The 18,223-nt window shown below is 47.9% G+C and carries 16 protein-coding genes and 1 other annotated feature; of the genes, 4 read left to right on the top strand and 12 right to left on the bottom strand.

Annotation, left to right across the window (positions count from 1 at the left end):
- Window positions 1-4: 4 nt before the first annotated feature.
- From mutS to JNUCC31_RS01730, 8 genes are all read right to left on the bottom strand, one after another.
- A complete protein-coding gene (gene mutS, locus JNUCC31_RS01695) occupies window positions 5-2,806 on the bottom strand; it encodes a DNA mismatch repair protein MutS (RefSeq protein WP_192267979.1) in 2,802 nt (933 codons plus the stop codon).
- Window positions 2,807-3,006: 200 nt separating this feature from the next.
- Window positions 3,007-4,257 carry a putative amidoligase domain-containing protein gene (locus tag JNUCC31_RS01700; protein ID WP_192267981.1) on the bottom strand — a complete coding sequence of 417 codons (1,251 nt, stop codon included), beginning with the start codon at window positions 4,255-4,257 and terminating at the stop codon, window positions 3,007-3,009.
- A 198-nt stretch (window positions 4,258-4,455) separates the two neighbouring features.
- On the bottom strand, window positions 4,456-5,016 hold the full coding sequence (locus JNUCC31_RS01705; RefSeq protein ID WP_192267983.1) for an outer spore coat protein CotE: 561 nt from the start codon (window positions 5,014-5,016) through the stop codon (window positions 4,456-4,458).
- Window positions 5,017-5,091: 75 nt separating this feature from the next.
- Entirely contained in the window at window positions 5,092-6,069 is a 978-nt protein-coding gene (locus JNUCC31_RS01710) for an aromatic acid exporter family protein (protein WP_062328193.1), read from the bottom strand.
- Window positions 6,070-6,520: 451 nt separating this feature from the next.
- Window positions 6,521-7,312 (bottom strand): ABC transporter permease, encoded by a 792-nt coding sequence (locus tag JNUCC31_RS01715; protein WP_379383089.1) that lies wholly within the window; start codon window positions 7,310-7,312, stop codon window positions 6,521-6,523.
- Between the two features lie 41 nt (window positions 7,313-7,353).
- Window positions 7,354-8,148 carry an ABC transporter ATP-binding protein gene (locus JNUCC31_RS01720; protein ID WP_192267985.1) on the bottom strand — a complete coding sequence of 265 codons (795 nt, stop codon included), beginning with the start codon at window positions 8,146-8,148 and terminating at the stop codon, window positions 7,354-7,356.
- A gap of 30 nt (window positions 8,149-8,178) precedes the next feature.
- Window positions 8,179-9,183, bottom strand: a complete 1,005-nt coding sequence (locus JNUCC31_RS01725) for an ABC transporter substrate-binding protein (RefSeq protein ID WP_192267988.1) — start codon at window positions 9,181-9,183, stop codon at window positions 8,179-8,181.
- A gap of 146 nt (window positions 9,184-9,329) precedes the next feature.
- Complete coding sequence (locus JNUCC31_RS01730; RefSeq protein ID WP_192267990.1) at window positions 9,330-10,844, bottom strand: carboxypeptidase M32; 1,515 nt, start codon at window positions 10,842-10,844, stop codon at window positions 9,330-9,332.
- Between the two features lie 228 nt (window positions 10,845-11,072).
- On the opposite strand from JNUCC31_RS01730, the gene JNUCC31_RS01735 reads away from it, so the two are divergent.
- The 4 genes from JNUCC31_RS01735 to JNUCC31_RS01750 all read left to right on the top strand — a co-directional run bounded on the left by JNUCC31_RS01735 (window position 11,073) and on the right by JNUCC31_RS01750 (window position 13,271).
- Window positions 11,073-11,648 carry a beta-class carbonic anhydrase gene (locus JNUCC31_RS01735; protein WP_192267992.1) on the top strand — a complete coding sequence of 192 codons (576 nt, stop codon included), beginning with the start codon at window positions 11,073-11,075 and terminating at the stop codon, window positions 11,646-11,648.
- Window positions 11,649-11,823: 175 nt separating this feature from the next.
- The gene (locus JNUCC31_RS01740; RefSeq protein WP_192267994.1) at window positions 11,824-12,390 is read left to right on the top strand and encodes a PadR family transcriptional regulator; all 567 of its coding nucleotides are present in this window, start codon (window positions 11,824-11,826) and stop codon (window positions 12,388-12,390) included.
- A gap of 99 nt (window positions 12,391-12,489) precedes the next feature.
- Window positions 12,490-12,987 (top strand): hypothetical protein, encoded by a 498-nt coding sequence (locus tag JNUCC31_RS01745; RefSeq protein WP_192267996.1) that lies wholly within the window; start codon window positions 12,490-12,492, stop codon window positions 12,985-12,987.
- A gap of 5 nt (window positions 12,988-12,992) precedes the next feature.
- The gene (locus tag JNUCC31_RS01750; RefSeq protein WP_024630486.1) at window positions 12,993-13,271 is read left to right on the top strand and encodes a YxcD family protein; all 279 of its coding nucleotides are present in this window, start codon (window positions 12,993-12,995) and stop codon (window positions 13,269-13,271) included.
- Between the two features lie 144 nt (window positions 13,272-13,415).
- Here the strand turns inward: JNUCC31_RS01750 and tyrS are convergent, their stop codons facing one another.
- From tyrS to JNUCC31_RS01770, 4 genes are all read right to left on the bottom strand, one after another.
- A complete protein-coding gene (tyrS, locus tag JNUCC31_RS01755) occupies window positions 13,416-14,678 on the bottom strand; it encodes a tyrosine--tRNA ligase (RefSeq protein ID WP_192267998.1) in 1,263 nt (420 codons plus the stop codon).
- A gap of 120 nt (window positions 14,679-14,798) precedes the next feature.
- Window positions 14,799-15,020 (bottom strand) — a binding site (T-box leader).
- A 100-nt stretch (window positions 15,021-15,120) separates the two neighbouring features.
- A complete protein-coding gene (locus JNUCC31_RS01760) occupies window positions 15,121-15,579 on the bottom strand; it encodes a DMP19 family protein (RefSeq protein WP_192268000.1) in 459 nt (152 codons plus the stop codon).
- 5 nt (window positions 15,580-15,584) lie between these two features.
- A complete protein-coding gene (locus tag JNUCC31_RS01765; RefSeq protein ID WP_192268002.1) occupies window positions 15,585-16,043 on the bottom strand; it encodes an Imm63 family immunity protein in 459 nt (152 codons plus the stop codon).
- Between the two features lie 274 nt (window positions 16,044-16,317).
- On the bottom strand, window positions 16,318-17,787 hold the full coding sequence (locus JNUCC31_RS01770) for a protein adenylyltransferase SelO (protein WP_192268004.1): 1,470 nt from the start codon (window positions 17,785-17,787) through the stop codon (window positions 16,318-16,320).
- Window positions 17,788-18,223: the final 436 nt, after the last annotated feature.

An 18,223-nucleotide genomic window follows, 5' to 3' on the forward strand; every position in this document is an offset into this window, starting at 1 on the left:
ATACTCAGGATAATTGCTGTGCCTTCAATTTAAGATCATTCAATATCTGCATCGCCTGAAGCGGCGTCATGTTCATCACATCAATATCTTTCATATTGCGAATAAACTCCCGGGCAGGCTTGTCAACTGCAACTACATCCGATTTCGGAGCTATACTAGGCTCGTCATCACCAAAGATGGACAGTTGAACCACATCTGCATGTTTGGAGCCTGTCTGCTTCTTGCTGGCTGGTTTATGGGCTTGTTGCTGGTCTGATGAATCCTCAATTAAAACAGCGAAGTCAACCTTCTCCTCAGTCTCATGTTCCCGTATTAATGAGGAATGGTCTGTAGACTGAAACTCCACGCCATGAACTTGTTCATCCAGTTGTCGCTTGTCATTCCCGGCAAATTCACCTCCAACGGCAACTTGAGCTGCGGCATGCTCAAAACCATGCAGCAATCCATTTGCCCGCTCGATGATGCTATCCGGCAGACCTGCAAGTCGTGCACAATAAATTCCGTAACTGCTGCTGGCAGCCCCGGCAATCAATTTGCGGAGGAAATTAACCTTGTCCCCGCTCTCCTGAACGGCCATGGAGTAGTTCGCCAGCTTGTCCAGACTTTCCTCCAGATGAGCAAGCTCGTGGAAGTGTGTGGATACAAGCGCTTTACAGCCAATGATATCATGCACATATTCAATCACAGACTGCGCAATCGCCATGCCTTCACTGGTGGACGTCCCCCGTCCCAATTCGTCGATAATAATCAGACTGCGCGGTGTTGCCTTATCTGTCATGACCTGAATGTCGGCCATCTCGACCATAAACGTACTCTGTCCGCCGATGAGATCGTCTGCCGCACCAATCCGTGTGAAAATGCGATCCATGATCGGTACCTCAGCTTGTCCAGCTGGCACGAAACAGCCGATCTGCGCCAGAATCGAAATCAGCGCCACTTGCCTCATATAGGTACTTTTCCCGGCCATATTCGGACCGGTAATCAGCAGAATTCGAGCCTCTTCCTTGCGCATGGCTGTATTATTGGCAATAAAAGCTCCGTCTCGCATCACGGCTTCAACCACCGGATGACGACCTTGTTCCACAACCAGATTGTAACCATCGGTTAATGTAGGCCGTACGAAATTACGTTCCGCACTGATAACGGCAAACGATTGATATACATCAATCTCCGCGACCAGTTCAGCCAACTTCTGCAGCCTGGCGATCTCCTGATTAAGCCGTTCCCGCAATTCCGCGAACAAGCCGTATTCAATATCAACCATTTTGTCCTGAGCTTCAAGAATCAGTGTCTCTTTCTCTTTCAGCTCTGGCGTAATATAACGCTCCGCATTGGCAAGTGTTTGCTTCCGCTCATAACGCCCTTCCGGCAGAGAAGCCAGGTTCGACTTGGTAATTTCGATATAGTACCCAAATACTTTGTTGTAACCGATTTTCAACGAGCGGATACCAGTCGCTTCACGCTCTCTGGCTTCCAGTTCTGCAATCCACTGTTTGCCATTCACCGAAGCTTCCCGGAGTTCATCCAGCCGCTCATGATATCCTTCACGGATCAAGCCTCCATCTCTCACGGACACTGGCGGCTCATCAACGATAGCCTCACCGATTGCATCACGCAGATCACTACAATCATCCATAATGCCAGCAATATGCTGTAACGTCGTGGATGGAGAATCTGCACAATACTGACGGAGCCCCGGAATTTTGTCCAATGACATCTTCAGCGCATTCAGATCCCTACCATTGGCGTTACCAAAGGCAATGCGGCCCACCAGGCGTTCCAGATCGTAGATGTCTTTGAGTTCTGCACGCAGATCCTCCCGCAATATAAACTGGTTATACAGCGTATCTACCGCTTCCAGCCGCTCATTGATTTTGCCTTTTTGCAGCAAAGGTTTATCGACCCAACGTCGCAGCATCCGGGCACCCATGGACGTCTCTGTCCGGTCCAACAACCACAGTAACGAACCTTTTTTGGAACGTTCACGGACAGTTTCCACTAGTTCCAGGTTGCGCCGAGTAAACGGGTCGAGAATCATAAAATGATCCGGCTCGTACGTTGAAACCTGTGTCAGCTGTCCAAGGGAGCGTTTCTGTGTCTCACTTAAATAGGAGAAGAGGCGTGCAATGCAAGCTTGACGCTCAGGCTCCAGACGTGCCCATACCGCTTCGCCGAATTGCTGCCGCACTAGATCTTCCTTACTCTTTGTCCACGGCGTATAGACCACAGGACGGCCGATTGGAGATGCCTGGGTAGCAACTGTATCCAGTAACGCCGCATCCCCCACCAGTTCCGAGGGTTCATAGATCCCGATCTCATCCTTTAGCCACTCCTGGGAGTATGGGACAGAGGTCACGTAGAGCTCCCCGGTAGACAAGTCACAGGCAGCTAGTGCAAGTGTGTTCTGGTTCCCCGTCAGGCAAACCATATAATTGTTGGACTTGTCCCCCAATGTCTTGCCTTCCATAACTGTTCCGGGCGTGATGACTCGTACAATTTCGCGTCGTACCATGCCTTTGGTTACGGTTGGATCTTCCATTTGTTCACAAATGGCTACCTTGTATCCTTTTTCAATCAAGCGCTGTATGTAATTGTCAGCCGAATGATAAGGCACGCCACACATCGGGATCTTATCTTCTCCCCCGCCTGCGCGTGCTGTTAATGTAATTTCAAGCTCACGGGCCGCATTGACCGCATCCTCAAAGAACATTTCATAGAAATCACCTAATCTAAAAAAAAGAAAAGCGTCCTGCGCTTCGGCCTTCACTTGCAAATATTGTTGAATCATTGGCGTATACTGAGCCATGAGTATCCTCCATCCGCTCCTATGATGTCAGGAAGAGGCGCTGACCCGGAAGGAGCAATAAGGCGGTCAGGCACTTTATTTGTGCCTCCGCCTCATGTTTCGGCCATCCGCCGCTTCCCTCACAGGTTGCTGTTCCATTTCTCCCATAACGATAATCAAAATTGTCTTAATTCTCATTATACCAAAAAAGTGCCCACTCTTCATGAACCTGCTCGAATATTCCAGAGTTTACGTATATCCCGACTCTCATCCCATGTCCTCCCCTGTCTTAATTGGGTAATTAAAGGAGCCGCATAACGTTCGTAGCGCTCATAATCATCCATTTGTGTCAGGTCATCCAGCAGGGTTGAAATAGGTGCCTGCATTATTTCGCGGTTCCCTTCATAAAAGGCCATATGGATTGCCTCCTTCGCCAATGGACGTTGACGGAGTTTACTATAGCCACCAGCAATCAGACCAGCCAGAGCTACGACACCTTTGGCAACCAGAGGAGATACCAGAAAGCTCGGCAATGTGCGGTATTCGAATCCACCGTAGGATTTCAGCCGAAAATCACCCAGTGCCCCATACCGCGGGCGTCTCCCTGAACCTCGCGGGTCCTGAAGAATGGCAAGCGGCAATGCGAGATAATTGTCCAAGGCACGCAGCAGTTCACCGTTCAGTGTCACGCCACTGAAATGAACATGTCCGCCAAGCGGCAGTCCTCGCTGGGGCATCCCCCCTGCCTGCCAAATCAGCGAATGGTCGCTAATGCTGCGTGAGGCTACCGCAAAGGCCCTCATCAGATGTGCCAGCAGTTCACGCGGCTCGGAGCTGGGCGCTGGGCGTAGTTCCGCTACCGGATATATTCGCCGTCCGCCGATTGTCACGGAATCACAGCCTGCTACACCTGTACGTTCCAGAAATCGGGAAGCCGGTACGATTTTGGATTCAGGCATCTGCACAAGCAGGAACTCGGGGTCCATTCCAAGTGTAGGTGCTGTATTCCGATGCCGCTCTTCATCCAGTTCAGACTGAAGCTGTTTCCAGCCTGCACGGTACATGGCAGAGAGGTCGGTCATGCCCTTCCAAGGTCTCGGATCAATCGAGACGACAGCGCAGCCGCTTTTCCCTGTAGCCTCCAATCTTACAGCTCCGTGATCCAGTCCGACTGTGTACAATGTTTTGACGGCAAGCCGTTCAATGCGTTTGAACAACGTCGAAGCAGCATCCGGGTCCAGCACACTTTCTTGCGCTCCACCCATGCCGCTGGTATCTCTGCGTTTGATTCGGATCGCTTGCAGGCAGCATATCTCCACATCGTAACGTACACGCAGGCCCAACTCTCGGGCACGCCTGCTCTGCGAGGACATCACTTCAATGCCGGATCGCTTCAGGCGATCGGTCCGTTCCCTAGGGAGCATGCGTTCATATCGGCGCACCGCTTCCTCAGCCTCTTCTGTCACATTCATCTTGTCCCTCCTTCCCCATCGCCCCAAAACGAAAACAACTCCACAAGGTGGAGCCTTCCTTCGAGAGGTATTTCAACGTACATCCAGGAGCCTCGTAGATCCTATAAATAATAATTATGAAAAAAGAGGGCTTGCGCCCTCTTCGTTGCCGCTTCCGGCGCATATAATACCCTAACTAATCGTTCTAGTGCGATGAAATTACAGTTCATCGTCCAGCAGGTCGGGATCGAGATCGTCATAATCTCCATCACCACTGCCAAAGTCATAATCCTTGTCTTCGTAATCTCCACAACCATCCGTGCACACTTTCACACAAACTTTAGTCTCGGCGACCAGCTCTACAGCGAATTCCCGTTCCACCCGGATAATTACGCTGCCTCCACCTGCCGACACCGTGGCTTCCACACAGCTCGGTTCCTGCGTTGCATCCGCAGATACCTCTACTGTGGCAGTCCGGTGTTTCGGGTCCAGATAGGACAAAGGCACATGTTCTACATACGACACTGTTTCTTTGGCTACATCCGTCTGCGAATTTTTGTCATAGGAATACCAGATGTTGATATCGTAAGTACCAATAACTTCAATTCCGTCCCCCGCTGATACAGCTTCATATTGGTGGTTGATAATCCAAGCCCCCAAAATACTGGTCGGACCATTAGGCGGAGTCACGGTATGTGTTACGGTAGAGAACTTACGACCTTTGCCGCAGATCGCCTTCGTGATGATCTCTCTACATTGATGTTTATGACTCAATGACATCTTTAAACCTCCTCCATACAATCATTCACTACAAGTGTATGCAGGGCATCCGTCTAGGGTGACAACTATTTTCTATTATTCGTTTGTAGATTGGGACCGGTCCGTAATTGGGGACGGCGCTTTGTCCTTCTTCGCGATTTTCAGATACAGCGCGAGTTCCCGGCACAGCTGGAGAATCGCGGAGCGAATCTCAAATTCTTCCCTTGTATCCGGCAGATCCATTCGCCTGAATTCTTCCTGCACATCTGCGAGAAGTTTTTCGGTTCGTCCCGTGTAAGATTCGGTCAACACATCCTGGCTAAGCTGATCAAACAGCTCTGACACCATCTCCGCATGCGGCATCTTCTGATAGATCTGGGAGACCAGATGCATCATATGCTGGATGGAATCCAGCTGCGTTTTGCGCATATAAAAGTAAACACTCCAGCCCTCATTCGGGTGGATGACCTGATTCTCCAATGAACGTTTGGCTGCTTCAATGCCGCCAAGGACAGCCTTGTCGGCTTCAATCAGTTCTTTTCCTGCCCAGACTTCGTTGGGATTTCGCAACGTGGCTGCAAATTCCTTGAAGATGACGGAGAATAATTCATCGATCCTTTTGCGGATACGCAGCATCTGCGGATCAGCAGCCGGCATGTAGGCCAGATTGACCACCATCGCGGAACCAAGGCCAACTAACAGCAATCCAATTTGTACCAGAACGACATGTACGTCCATTTCTCCGCCGCCAAATACCCGAAACACTACGACAGACCCCGTCACAATACCTTCCTTGAACCCTGCCCGGACAATAACCGGAAACGCAATCAGTATGTAGACCGCCAGCACCCAGTAATGGAAGCCGAGAAAGTGAAAAAGTACACTTGCAAATAAAAGCCCCACTACGGAAGCGAAGAATCGGGCAGAAATGGTACGAATACTTCTTTTTCGAGTTACGTCCACGCCCAGAATGGCGAGCAAACCCGCCGATGTTGGTCCAGGCAAGCCGCACCAGTCCGCAATCAGCACGGCCATCAGCGCGGCTATTGCGGTTTTTATTACCCTAAAACCCATCTAACATTCCTCTCCTCTAAGCTGCAAAAATGTCAAAGCAAGCGAGTCACACCTCTCCACATGATCGCTTGTCCAATACCAGTAGAACGACTTTCGCATATCATTCCCTAGTATTACTCATCCTGCCACAAACCATTTCATCTCCACTAAAAAAAGAATGTAGCGAAAGAATTGCATATCATTTTGGACACAATGCCCAGTAAACGGCATCAACCGACATGCGCATGCATGCCGGTCACAATAACACGCCCCGGATGAGGGACGCTGGCAATTTGATTGATGCGACGGAAGCCTCTAGGCCCTCTTCTCCAATCGTCGCATTCATTCCGGACTGCGCGGAATATTCGTATTAGTATGGTACTTGATTTTACGGGTTCGGGCAACGTGACACCTCTTGTGAAATTGTATACATATCGTAAAGCACTCTTTTACACATGCATACTTTGCAAGATTACCTGCGTCCTGCCAGCAGCTTGCGTTCTACATAAACAACGAGTTGATACATCGCTGTCGCTACCGCTGCAATAATCAATAAACTTGACAAAACCAGAGTGAAATTAAACACTTGGAATCCATAGATGATCAGATACCCCAGCCCCTGCTTGGCGACCAGAAATTCACCCACGATCACCCCAACCCAGGCCATACCCACGTTTACTTTTAGGGTAGAGACAATGGCGGGAAAGGAAGCGGGCAATACCACTTTGGTAAAAATTTCGGAGCGATCGCCACCAAACGTGCGGATGACTTTAATATAATTCTGATCCACTTCATTGAAGCTGTTATACACAACAAGTGTTGTTATAATCACCGTAATTGACAAGGTCGTCATAACAATCGCCGTAAAACCGGCACCAAACATGACAATAAAAATCGGACCCAGCGCTACCTTCGGCATACTGTTAAATACAACCATGTAAGGATCAAGCACCTTGGACAAAAAAGGAGACCACCAGATCAGGACCGCAAGCAGCGTTCCGACGAGTGTCCCCAGCAAAAAACCAACTGCCGTTTCCCCAACGGTTACACCGACATGCGCCCATAACTCCCCGCTGGCAATGTCCTTGCCAATCTGATTGAAAATTTTGCTTGGATAACTGAACAAGAGCACGTCGATCCAGCGCAGTCGTCCCGCCAGTTCCCACAACAAAAACATACATACCAGCATGGACAGCTGCACAGCCAGCACTTTATGACGCCATCTGGCGACCTGCTGAATATGACTTTGGTGCAGCTGTTTCATCCAGTCATCACGCATTTCCTGCTTCTTCTGATTCGCATGATTCACCCGTTCTTCTCACCTCCTCCGGACTGTTCCAGTTCGCTCCATAACGCCTGAAACAGCTCATTGAAACCTTGCTGCTCCCGCGCGTAAAAAGGTTGCACGTCCCGCAGCTCCTCAGGGATGATGAACTCCCGCCGAATGCGGCCCGGATTGCGATCAAGCACGATAACGCGATCACTGACAGCGATAGCTTCCGACAGGTCATGAGTGACAAGCACCGAAGTTTTACCGGACGCCTTCAATGTGTCTGATACCAGATCCTCCAATTGCAGCTTAGTTTGATAATCAAGCGCAGAGAAGGGTTCATCAAGCAAGAGTATTCCCGGGTCTGTAGCCAGTGTGCGTACCAGCGCCACGCGTTGCCGCATACCCCCGGATAGCTCGGAAGGATACTGGTCTTCGGTGCCAGCGAGACCCATGCCTGCCAACAGCTCCCTCGCACGTTCACGGCTCCGTTCATCGAGCGTACCTGTCAGTTCAAGTCCGATCAGGACATTGTCCAGAATGGTCCGCCATGGAAACAGATAATCCTGTTGCAGCATATAACCGATCTGGGCAGAAGGACCCTCGATGCGTTTACCTTTAACTTGGACCTCGCCTGCGGTTGGGGTGAGCAGCCCGGCGATGATCGACAGCAACGTGGTTTTTCCACATCCGCTGGGGCCAACAAGACTGACGAACTCTCCTTGCTTGACCTGAAGACTCAGATTTTCAATAACCAGTGAAGCTTCACGCTCACTGACATAAACTTGCGAAATCCCTTCCAGTTTGATCACCGTTTCGGATTCAGGCATATGTGCTCACTTCCTTTCCTGAATACCTGGTTACTTATTCGATGCCGCTTGTTCTGCATAGGAGTTATCGACGATTGTTGCAGACTCCACCCGCTGTTTTAATTCTCCTGCCGCAGTCATGACGTCGAGCAAGTTATTCCATTCTTCTTCATCAATGATTGGATCCGTTGCATATGTTCCCTGTTCCTTATAGCGATTCACACTGCTTACCAGGATGGCTGGGTCGATATCTTTGAAATAGGGTTTGATGACCTCAGCAATCTCTTCAGCCGTATGGGAATCTACCCACGTTTGCGCTTTGTGCAGACCGTTCGTAAACTTCTGAACCACGTCTTTGTTGTCGTTCATGTAGCTTTGTTTGGTCATGAACACCGTATAAGGCAGATGACCGCTTTCCGTTCCAAACGAGGCTACAACCTTCCCGCGACCCTCTTTTTCAAAGATGGATGCCTGGGGCTCAAACAACTGCACATAATCACCTGTACCAGAGGCAAAAGCGGAAGCGATGTTGGCAAAATCCACATTTTGAATCAGCTCCAGATCATTCTGCGGATGAATGCCATGTTTGTTCAGCGTGAATTCGCCTGCCATCTGAGGCATGCCGCCTTTTCTTTGTCCAAGGAAAGTACTCTGTTTCAATTGATTCCAATCGAAACTTCCTTCGGGATTGCGGGCAAACAGAAATGTTCCGTCTGTCTGTGTAAGCTGGGCAAAGTTAATGACCGGGTCTTCCGCTCCCTGCTGATAAACATAGATCGATGTCTCTGCCCCAACCAGCGCGATGTCAACAGAACCTGCGAGCAATGCCGCCATCGTTTTATCACCGCCAGCTGTCGTCTGAATGTCCACTTCAAGCCCCTGTTCCTCAAAAAAACCTTGGGCCACCGCCACATACTCCGGTGCGTAAAATACAGAACGCGTGACCTCACCAATCGTAATTTTGCCTGCATTTTTCTCTTGATTGCAGCTCGTGAGCGCCACAATGATAATGAGCAAAATGACAATGGCCCGGATGAACCAGGGCGTGTATTTCATGGTATTTCCCTCCCTCACTGGTTTCAGCTGTTCTCTCTACTATGGATATGCCGCTGCCTAACAAAAGGTTAAGAATTGCATGCAAAAGAAGAGCCGGGCCAATGCGCCCCGCTCTTCAACCATTGGATAATGATGTTATCGCTGTCCTACAGCTTGTAAATCTCGGCATATTTCGCTTCCAGATAATCGGCCAGATAATCCGGGTTCAACTCTTCACCCGTTACGGCCAGAATCAACTCGGACGGTGTGCGGCTTTTGCCATAACGATAAATCTTGTCCGTTAACCATTCCTTGATTGGAATCAGGTTACCTTCGGCAATAAAGGCATCAAACGCCGGCATTTCCTTACGCAAGGTATGTAGAATCTGGGCAGCATACATGTTGCCAAGCGAGTACGACGCAAAATAACCGAAGTCGCCACCGGACCAATGTACATCCTGCAGCACACCCAACCCATCATTTGGTGGCACGATGCCCAGATATTCTTTGTATTTGGCATTCCAGGTCTCAGGCAGGTCTTTGACTTCCAAACCTTCGTTGAACAGCATTTTCTCAATTTCATAGCGAATGATGATATGCAGATTGTACGTCAGTTCATCCGCTTCAATTCGAATCAAAGAGCTCTCCACCCGATTAATTGCCCGGTAGAAGTCTTCCAGTTCAACCTCGCTCAACTGTGGGAAATGCTGCTGCAAATCGCTGTAATAACGCGTCCAGAATGGACGGCTGCGGCCAATCATATTTTCCCAAAGTCGTGACTGGGATTCGTGGATGCCCATAGACGTGCCTTCGGCAAGAAGGGTACCGGCCAGACTGTCGTCAATATTTTGCTCATACAGGGCATGTCCGCCTTCGTGTAGTGAACTGAAGACCGCACTTGTCACATCATCCTGCAAATAATTCGTCGTGATCCGCACATCACCTGGATTCAGACCCGTTGCGAACGGGTGAACACTCTCATCGAGTCTTCCGGCTTCAAAGTCATAACCCATTTGTCCCAGAATAAACAAGCTGAATTTTTCCTGTTGATCCTTGTCAAACAGCTGGTTCAGGAACTCCGTATTCGGCTTGTTCGCCGATGCATTGATCTTCTCTTGCAAGGGCACCAAACGGGCTTTGAGACGGGCAAATACGGCATCTACCTTTTCTACCGTGAGTTCCGGTTCATACATGTCCAAAAGGGTATCGTAACGCGTATCTTTCACGCCCCAGTAGTCAATAAACTCCTGTTTGAGCTTCACAATGTCCGTAAGATAGGGCGAAAATCCAGCGAAATCACTGTTATGTTTGGCATCTTCCCATGCTGTCTCTGATTTGGCTGTGAGCACGGTATATGCTTGCACTTTCTCGGGTGGTACCGACTGACTGCGATCATACTCTTTTTTGCAGTCTTCCACCTGACGGCGGTCTGTATCTTCCAGTTGTTCCAGTACCGCTGGAGTTGTTAAGGTATCCAGGTAGGATTTCATCTCCACTGAAGTCTGCAGTTTGAATGCTTCGGTAGATAACAATCCAAGCGTTTCCGAACGTGTCGGAACGCCTTTTTTCGGCGCGCCTGTGCGCAGATCCCAGTGAAGCAAACCAATGGCTTCATGATAACTCTTGATTTTACGGGCCAGATTACGGAAGGATTCCAGCTGTTGCTGTGCGTGTTTATCCATTGTTAACGTTCACCTCTCCAAAAAAAAGTTTATATACCCTATTGATGATACTTTTTGCAATGCGTATAATCAACTTTTAACAGATGCAATTTGTATTACTCTACTATAGAGCAAAATATTGCGAGTTGCAGACCGTGGTAAAAAAGAATAAAAATATAGGGCGTAGGACAAGCTGCACTTGATGCAAGTGGCCGTGCTCATCGTATTGGATAACAGGAGGCAATGGACATGAACAACATTCAAGAGATTCTGGCTTACAACAAAACATTTGTCGAGACAAAAGAATACGAAAAGTATACGGCTGGCAAGTTTCCAACCAAAAAGATGGTCATCATTACTTGTATGGATACGCGTTTGGTGGAAATGCTGCCCAAGGCCATGAACCTGAAAAATGGCGATGTGAAAATTATTAAAAACGCTGGCGCGATTATCTCTCAGCCTTTTGGGTCAGTCATGCGTAGTGTACTCGTCGCGATCTATGAGCTTGGTGCCGATGAAGTACTGGTTGTTGGACATACGGAATGCGGCATGGCTTCCCTGCACGCCGAAACGATGATCGGACATATGGTTGAACGGGGAGTATCGGCAGAAGTCATGAGCACGCTGGAGAACTCCGGCATTCGTTTGCAAAAGTGGTTACGCGGGTTTGACAGCGTTGAAGAAGGGGTAAAACATACTGTGGAAGTGATCAAGAAACATCCATTGCTTCCGCCCAATGTACCCGTCCACGGCATGGTCATCGACTCCTACACAGGTGAACTTGATCTTGTCGCTGAGGGGTATGGGCAACAGACATCTCTCTAAATGGTTTTGGGTGCGGACCTCAGGGTCCGCACTCTTTTTTTGTCTAAATTGAGGCAGTTGTTCTGCCAGGTTGTCAAACCATACAGTTTCAGTGTACACTTTTATGAAAGCGGTCAATGAGAACCATTTTGTATTGTTTTCGCTGACCCAGCCCTAATATTAAGGAGACATGTGCATGAACATACTTTCCTACGGATTGCTCGGGCTTCTTACCCGCGAGGAGTCATCAGGTTATGATCTAATGTTGAAAATCCAGCCACATTGGCAGGCCAAACACAGTCAGATCTATCCCCTCCTCTCCAAAATGGAAAACGATGAGCTTTTAGCCTCCCGCTGGGTGCAACAGTCTGACAAACCGGACAAAAAAATGTATGCAGTCACGGAAAAAGGTATTGAAAAACTGCTGGGATGGATGATCACTCCCGTTACCGCTCCGGTTACTCGTGACGAGTTCAATCTGCGTATTTTATGTGTCGGCATTGCGGAAGACGGAAGCATGAGACGTATTCTGAATGAACGACAGAACTGGTTTATGGAACGCATCCGTTATTTCGAGGGACTGAAATCCCGTATACCTCAGGATAATTTGAAAGTAGGCAGCCGGGAGTTCGGAAGTTACATTCTGGTACAAAAAGGGTTGATGAACGCACAAACAGGCCTCGAATGGTGCAACTGGGTTATCCAGCTTCTCGATGGTCAGGCAGCCATTCAGGACCCTTGTCCAAGTATTTCAGAAAATTAAACAAAATTTGAAACGATCCTGCAAGTTGACCGTATTAACTGAGTAAGGTCCATTTTTGGGCGAATCAAACAAATTAATCGGGGGGTTACGATCTTTACAATGAAGAACAAATTCGGAATTAAACATCTCATGATGGTTTTCATGGCCTTTACATTGTTGTTCGCAACAGTCGGAGTCGCAAATCCGGATTCTGCTGATGCTAGACGTGGTGGCGGTTTCAAATCGGGTACGAAAAGTTACACCAATACACCTAAGAAATCCGATTCCAACGTGAGCAAATCAAACACAAATAACAACTCCAGCAATGGAGCAGCAACGAACCGTGGCGGATTCTTCGGCGGTGGCGGTGGATTTATGAAAGGCATGATGCTGGGTGGTCTGGCAGGTATGATGTTCGGCGGATTGTTCGGCGGCATGGGAGCTTTGGGTAACATTCTTGGATTGCTCGTAAACGTGGCTGCAATTATGTTGATCGTGATGCTCGCGATGGCCCTGTTCAGAGCCATTACGAATCGTCGTAAACCGGCAGCGGATGGTCGTTATGACCGCCGTAATGATCGTGATGATGATGACCGTAACAGAAACGGACGGTACTAATCTCTATGGTTCTGAGCATGGATGAAATTGTCAACGCGATCTGTATTCACATGGCTGAACGCAAGGGTGTGCGCCCAACCGATGTCAATGTGGAACTGAGCTGGGAAGAAGATACGGGATATTCCGCTGAAGTCTGGATTCAAGGACGCAGTCAATACCTGGTCGAATCCAATATGATCGAAGCAATCCTGCGCTACCTGCACAGTGAATACGACATTCGGGCTTACCGTGAGAATGTAAGACTTGATCTGGATGAAGAGATCACAGCGATTGTAAATCAATAAACCATAAACCATTTGCAGATGGAATGTAAAAAGAACCGTCTCCATGATGTCATTGACATGTATGGAGGCGGTTCTTTTGTGTCTTGGGAAGATAAGATTAACTTCTTCGCAAAATTCTCCCAAGATTCATCCGATGACTACAGATTACGACTTCAATTTCACCAGACTGTAGTTTTTCTTGCCTTTGCGGATAATAATGAATCTGCCACCAATTGCGTGCTCTGCAGAGACCGTGAATTCCAGCTCCGTAATCTTCTCACCGTTCATGGAGATTGCTCCTTTGGTGACATCCTCACGTGCCTGACGCTTGGATGGCTCCAAGCCCAGATCCACGAGCCAGTCCACAATATTTTTCGCTTCACCATCGGTTTCGAAGGTTGGCATTTCCTTGAAACCCTGCTCGATTTCGTCCGCAGTAAGAGAACGAATATCTCCGCTGAACAGTGCGGCGGTAATGCGTTTTGCCTGCTCCAGCATGTCATCACCGTGCACAAACTTCGTCATTTCTTCCGCAAGTGCCTTTTGTGCTTCACGCTTGTGCGGCTCGGCTGCTACCTTGTCCGCCAAAGCTTCAATTTCTTCTTTGCTCAGGAACGTGAAGTATTTCAGGTATTTAATGACATCGCGGTCATCCGTGTTCGCCCAGAACTGATAGAATTCAAATGGAGTCGTTTTATTCGGATCAAGCCAGATGGACCCGCCTGCGGATTTACCGAACTTGGTACCGTCTGCTTTGAGCATAAGCGGAATCGTCAGACCAAAAGCTTTGGCTTCAGACCCTTCTTTTTTCCGAATCAGATCTAGGCCGCTTGTGATGTTACCCCATTGATCGGAACCGCCAATTTGCAGCTGTACATTCTCATGTTGGAACAGGTGCAGGTAATCGAGCGATTGGAGAATCTGGTAGGAGAACTCGGTAAACGAAATGCCGTCTTCCAGTCTGCTCGCAACTACGTCTTTGGCCAGCATCGTGTTCAGATTAAAGTTCTTACCGTAGTCACGCAAAAATTCAATTACATTGATTTTATGTGTCCAGTCGTAGTTGTTGACCAAGCGAACCTGATTGTCGCCATCCGTTATGAAGAGCTTTTTCATTTGTGCAGTCAGCGCATCCACATTCGCCTGAACCTCTTCCAACGTTTGCAGTGAACGTTCCGATTGACGACCACTCGGATCACCAATGGTACCTGTTGCGCCACCAATCAGAATGACCGGACGATGGCCGGCGTTTTGAAAACGTTTCAGCATCATGAATGGAATCAAATGTCCAATATGCATGCTGTCACCGGTAGGGTCAACCCCACAGTATAAGGATACCGACGTAGTCTCGGTCAGCTCACGCAGACCCTCCGCATCTGTTTGTTGGTTAATGGCGTCGCGCCATTCCAGTTCATCAATAATATTCAAAACGAACAACCCCTTCTCTATGCATTGGTAATAGGCCATGATTTACGCGAATTCATCAAGAGTTAAGCAGGGTGGGACTTTTTTTGGACACAAAAAAATCGCCGCCTTGTCTTCAATAGACACAGGGACGATTATGATAACCGTGGTACCACCCAACTTGCACAGACAACAGCTTACACGCTGTCCATACCGCTTTCGGCAAAATATCGTTTGCCATTCCGCTTGGCATTACCCAAGTACTCCAGAGTGTAATTCGCAGCCCTTGTATGTATCAGGTTCCATCAACCCCTGACTTTCTGTAACAGGGACAAAGCCGCTACTGCGCTCTATCAACGTAATTCATGTATTTAATTTATAGCCAGTATAGCTGAACGTTAACATCATTGCAAGGCCAAGTATACAATCTTTGGATAGAACAACAGATAAGTGCCTGTACCAAAATTTATAAAGACATCATGTTCAACTTCCCATGATAATATTCATATGCCTTTTGCGGGATCTGATCCTCATTGTTCCAAAATTGCTGATCCAACGCATCCAGCAGCTGCTCCTGTTCCGTTGTTAGAAATTGAGGTATATCCCACAGCTGAGTAAGCCGTTCATCCTCTTCCAAATGCTCAATGCAGCCATATGCTGACTTGATTATATCCGACACTTGAGCAGCACCAATGACTTGTAATGCCCGCAACGCGTAAAGGTATGCCTCTTCACCCCAGTTGCAAAAAAACTGCAAAAAGCCACCGTTAAAGGCATCCGTCTCTAACAGCCATAATGCTGCAATTTCCTGTTCATTTGGTGTTAACGCCGCCCAACCCTGGGCAGATTCATTCTTTTTCCCAACAAAAGATACCGCATATTCATACCATACATCATGGACATCATGGACATCCTGTTCACTCACATCAATCACCTCTCTTTTCTTGGTTTCGGCCTCTCAAGCTCCTGACGTTTGCCTGTCTGATGCCAGTGTAAAAATGGATCACCAATCTGGTGAAAAGCCTCCTCAACACTTCGACCCAATTCTTGGTTCACTTCGTTCGTATAGTTCAAATGTGTCCGTTTATTATCAGCACCATGTCGTTCCAGCAATTCTACATGCGCCGCCGTAAAAATGATATCCTCCAGCAACCAGTAGATCACTTCATCTGTCTGCTTCAACCGTTTTTCCAACATGACGATACCCCGTTCGTATATACGAACAATGTACGCATCGCTACCAATCTCTACATATGGGACGCCCTCCCATTTAAAGGTCTCGAACAAGCGGTTAACATAGTTCTCCATCTGTCTTCTGCCGAAGGACGTCGGTTCAAGCAACTGTATAAGAATTTCTGCAATTTCTTGTTTGCTTCGTAGGATGGACATGAAATCACCCACTTCAAAAAGTAAAAAATTCCATTTATTAGTGGAACTATATTTCTCTGAATTCAGTAAGAACCCCGTTGGAATCTTTTCTTAACATGATAACAAAAAGGGCTACCTCAAATAACCCCCCTCATAAATCTGGCCTCCAATGACCGTCCCAATCATTCTTGCTAATGCCTGAATAGGGTAGATTTAATAATCTACTATTGATTTTTCTTGAAAAAGATATGAAAAAGCTGCCATCGGCAGCCTCTTCATCATCTCTGTTCTTCAATCAGGTTCCACAGAACGTCTGGTACGAAGTATCGCATTGTGCAGGCAGTTCGGCGTATTCAGCTTGTTCAGGGGAATGCGCGTACGGGTTTGCCAGAACAGCAAGAAGCTTTTCCATCGCACCAAGGTCTCCATAATTCTCCGCTCGTTCAAGCGCTTCTTCTACCCGATGATTCCGTGGAATCACGGCCGGGTTGCTATCTCGCATCAATTGATGCGATACTTCCTTCGTTTCCGTCTGCCTGCCTAATCTCATCTGCCACCGTTCGTTCCATCCAGCAAACTCTGAAGTTTTAAACCAGGACGTATCCTCCAACGCATTAAAGGTCAATGCCAGGAAAGTATTCGTGTAGTCTGCATTATGCTCCTCCATGAGTTCAAGAAGATCTCTGATGAGCGATTCATCCTCAGCCTCTTCATTCAACAAGCCCAATTTGGAACGCATACCGGAGAGCCAGTCATGATGATACAGCTCAGAGAACTGTGCAATGGCATCCTGGGCGATCTGCACAGCCTGTTCTTCATCTTCATGCAAAAGTGGCAGCAGCGTTTCGGCAAATCGCGCCAGATTCCAGCCACCAATATACGGTTGATTTCCATAGGCGTATCGTCCTTGCGTGTCAATGGAGCTAAATACCGTGGCCGGATTGTAGGCATCCATGAACGCACATGGCCCATAATCAATCGTCTCACCACTAATAGCCATATTATCCGTGTTCATCACACCATGGATGAACCCAATTTGTTGCCATTTGGCAATGAGAGATGCCTGACGTTTAATCACTTCCTGAAGCAATAGAAGATAGCGATTCTCCGCTTCAGCGATATCAGGAAAATGACGCTGCAACGTATAATCAGCCAATGCTCGAAGATCCTCGATGGATCCCCATCTTGCTGCATATTGAAAGGTCGCTACGCGCAAATGACTGGAAGCAACGCGCGTTAATATTGCACCAGGCCGTTCTGTTTCACGTATAATATTTTCTCCCGTCGATACCACTGCCAGACTTCGTGTAGTTGGAACACCTAGTGCATACATCGCTTCACTAATAATGTATTCACGCAGCATGGGTCCAACAGCAGCACGTCCATCACCTGCGCGGGAATAGGGCGTTCTCCCTGAACCTTTCAACTGGATATCCACCCGCTCGCCCTGTGGCGTAATTTGTTCACCCAGCAGTAAAGCCCGCCCATCACCAAGCATATTAAAATTACCGAACTGATGTCCTGCGTAAGCCTGAGCCAGAGGCTCAGCCCCTTTCGGGATCAGGTTCCCTGCAAAAATGTTTGCCCCTTCATCACTATTAAGAGTCTCAGCATTCAGCCCCAAGCTGGCAGCAAGCAAAGTATTGAAGATAATCATCTTCGGTGATTCGACAGGTTCAGCTTCCTGCCTTGTAAAATAGGTTTGCGGCAGACGCGCATAACTGTTGTCAAAATGCCATCCTTTGTTCAGCGTTTCTTGTTGCATGTGATCACAACTCCTTTTCTGTAACCAAGGGATATCCCCTGATTTTAGTATAGCCTTGTGCACCAATGCTCATTTATGTAGTCGCATGGAAATTCAACTGAAAGAACATATAACTTGTTCATGATGAAACTTTAGCATATTTATATCCCTTTTGCGAAACTCCTCCAAAGAAATTTCGTTAATTTCCGAAAGCTTGAAAATCCACCGCAAACCTTTCTGAATCAGCCATTGTCAGGCGTCCTGAAAGAACTTCGGTACTCTCAAATAAGATAGCGCTTTCACCCTTCCAAAAAAAGGGTTGATAATTGAGAAATCATCCACTATGATAATGTCATCAGTTCGGATAATAAAGTTAAAGCACTTTAACTTTCGATTAACTAACATCATATGAAACCTATACCTATGGAAAACTTCACTCCGAAAGTTAAAGCGTTAT

Source organism: Paenibacillus sp. JNUCC-31 (genome assembly GCF_014844075.1).
Classification (GTDB): Bacteria; Bacillota; Bacilli; order Paenibacillales; family Paenibacillaceae; genus Paenibacillus.